A 2,335-nucleotide genomic window follows, 5' to 3' on the forward strand; every position below is an offset into this window, starting at 1 on the left:
TCCTTCGTTGGGGCAGACTCTACATCAAATCGAGGGCGCCAACGGGGGGCAGGTCATATCTCAGCCTTTGAATCCAGGCTCTGATAATGGCGTGGTTTGCACTGACGCGGCCGCTGCTGGTTATACTGGGATTGCTAATGTTGGCGTTGATGGAAGCTTCAGAGTTCCAAGGCTAGACAAATTCCCGATCTACGATCCACCAATTGGCGATGGCGGGGTCGTCGTCAATTTCCTTTACGATGGGGTTGCAACCCTTGGAATTGGTGCGCTCCCGGGGCTCTTCGAAGGAGGCTTGGCACGTTTAGGATTGGGCTTCATTGACAGTGTTGCTACTACCGGAAGCCGAGCGACACTCGACGCGGTGAGTCGGAGCAACCTATATGCTGCTGTGCAACAGACTGGGTCGCTTAGCGAGGCGAAGGGACTGGTCTACGCGCAGCGTGAAGGGCTGCGGTTGGGTTACGATAAAGTCCTGCCTTCGCTGACGTATCGTGGGAATCAGGGTATCGACCTAGCCTTGCAAAGCAGCGCGACGCGGCGTTACGCAATTTGGGAAGCCAAGGGTGGCATGTCGCAAACTTCGCTGTCTGCACTTTCCACCGACACACTGGGCATTACGCAGGGTTCCGCAAGGTTCATTGATACTAGATTGCAAAGATACATCGATTTCGGCAACGGTGCCCATGGTAACGTGGCTTTTGATCTACAAAATGCACGCCTCACGAGAAACCTTGATAGCTTTACCAGTTTTTACGGTAGCCGCCGAACCTATCAGTTGCCTCTAACTGGCGCTGGTATACACCCCGCAACTATTGTACCTTGATGGCGATATGAAACAGACAGAAAAAATGATCGCAAACCGTCGACTGCAGCTTAATAATATTATTACTGCTAATGCCCTTATGGTTGCGCAAGGCGAGCACGAGCAAGTTTACCAAAATCTATGTGTCGCTCTGGAAAAAGAATTTGAAATTGCCCTTCTTTATTGGCGGCAGGGAAAATCGCCTATCGAGGACATGAAGGCAGCATTGACCACATCGCAAAAAATGCTGGCTGCAATTGTAGATTGGCGGCTTAATGATGATGCGATCATGGGCTATGGGGATGTTTGGAATCTGGTTCGCTACATATCTTACTTGCTAGATCTGCCAGTGAAATTGCCTGAGGACGGGCTGTCTCGCATTCGTGAGGACAAGAGTCAGTACGCCGATGTTGCTCTAGACTATCATGTGTTGGATGCGCTCGAAGGGCGGGAATGGCGCGATGGTGTTACTGAGCTTTTGGAGCGCCTTGCCACGAAGAAACGGCAAATGCTCGCTGCAGAGACCTTCCGAACGTATTTTGACCTTCTGGATGCTTTAGGAGAGACGGGGCAGGTCGAAACTTTGGCGGGAGTGGCCGATATAAATTACAAAAGACGTGCAAATGACCCTTTTTATGGAGGGGGGCCCGCTTACATGGGCGGTGGGCCAGATAATATTTATGTTATTGATTATAGGTTGGCAGCAATATTGAAATATCTCGAATGGGAAGGAAATATGATTCATAAGTGGAATTGGTGCGATTAGTAGGTTAAATTTAGGATGCTAAAAAACGTCGAAATACTGCGCCGTTTTAATGAATGTACTTATTGTCTCCTCCGTCAAATCCCCCATCAATCTCGCTCAGCCCCCTATCCCCCCCAAGCGCATCATCGAGCGCCGGATCACCAACAGGGCATGCACACCCTACACGGCGCCCGTTGGTCTGGTTTGCGGTCAAGCGGTTGATATTGCTGTGTAAGCATTGTGCTACGGGCTGTCTGGCGTTGCAATACGAGGTGATGCGGCGGGAGATAACCGAGCCGGATCAATGGGTTGTCTGTATTACATTGTATGCCGCGGTCGGGCGGGCTGTCCCTGGCGTCGCGCTGATCCTGAACCGTTTATAGAGCTGCAGAAACGGGGTTACGTTGACACGTGCAACAATCCCCAAATTCCTGTCAGGAGACCGCAAGAGTTCCACGAACTACAGCTACGCCAATGTTGGCGGCGGCAGGGCTGATTTCGGCGGCCACTATCCCAACGATTTTGTCGAAACCGTCAATAATGAGACCTACAACTACTCCGCCGATGGCTATCTCTCATCCACAAGCATTGGCAATACCGTCCGCGCCCGCTTCACCCGCGACGCCATGGGCCGGGTGACGGACTACCGCGAATACAGCGCCAGCGGCTATGTCTCGACAAACCCGGCGACAAATTCGGTCTACCAGCGTACCGCAAGTTACAACAGCAAGGGACTAGGGTCAGGACCCATTAAATTGCTTGCGCAGACGGTGATTGGTTGATTCAAG

The 2,335-nt window shown here is 51.8% G+C and carries 3 protein-coding genes; all 3 read left to right on the plus strand.

Annotated elements, in window-relative coordinates; all coding sequences use genetic code 11:
• Nucleotides 1–823 (plus strand): hypothetical protein (locus IP83_RS20665; RefSeq protein WP_197274345.1); only part of this gene is annotated, 823 nt, incomplete at its 5' end.
• Nucleotides 824–830: 7 nt separating this feature from the next.
• A complete protein-coding gene (locus IP83_RS11295; protein WP_156309682.1) occupies nt 831–1,568 on the plus strand; it encodes a hypothetical protein in 738 nt (245 codons plus the stop codon).
• A 383-nt stretch (nt 1,569–1,951) separates the two neighbouring features.
• On the plus strand, nt 1,952–2,329 hold the full coding sequence (locus tag IP83_RS11300; protein ID WP_054122327.1) for a hypothetical protein: 378 nt from the start codon (nt 1,952–1,954) through the stop codon (nt 2,327–2,329).
• Nucleotides 2,330–2,335: the final 6 nt, after the last annotated feature.

Source organism: Novosphingobium sp. AAP93, assembly GCF_001296055.1.
GTDB lineage: Bacteria > Pseudomonadota > Alphaproteobacteria > Sphingomonadales > Sphingomonadaceae > Novosphingobium.

Coding starts and splice junctions, on each gene's coding strand:
- IP83_RS11295 (WP_156309682.1), top strand. CDS start 831: ATGAAACAGACAGAAAAAATGATCGCAAACCGTCGACTGCAGCTTAAT.